The organism is Acinetobacter lwoffii (assembly GCF_024129735.1).
In the GTDB taxonomy this organism is placed as follows: domain Bacteria; phylum Pseudomonadota; class Gammaproteobacteria; order Pseudomonadales; family Moraxellaceae; genus Acinetobacter; species Acinetobacter lwoffii_H.
On the sequence record NZ_JAMXXK010000133.1, the window covers coordinates 1 to 265 of the forward strand.

Sequence of the window (265 nt, forward strand, 5' to 3'; positions counted from 1 at the left end):
GCGCTAAGAGGTTTCACTTCTGAGTTCGGGAAGGGATCAGGTGGTTCACTCTTGCTATGGTCGCCAGCACAACTGTTTATGGATACTTGCTTTGGTCTTATTTAGTCACTTTTCAGTGTATGCCAATGCTTTTTCCAAATCTTGCACTCGTTCAAAACAGTGTTTTGAACATCGTTCATTAACAGGTATATCTGAGTTGCAGTAGTTTGTTCGTTTAGCGTAACTAAATCAAGTCACTTTGTTTAATATCGAATCAATCGATCCT

General features: G+C 39.6%; 1 rRNA gene. It reads right to left on the reverse strand.

Going from position 1 to position 265, the window contains the following annotated elements:
- Positions 1-68 (reverse strand): 5S ribosomal RNA (gene rrf, locus NI469_RS15795); the annotation flags it as partial.
- Positions 69-265 lie beyond the last annotated feature (197 nt).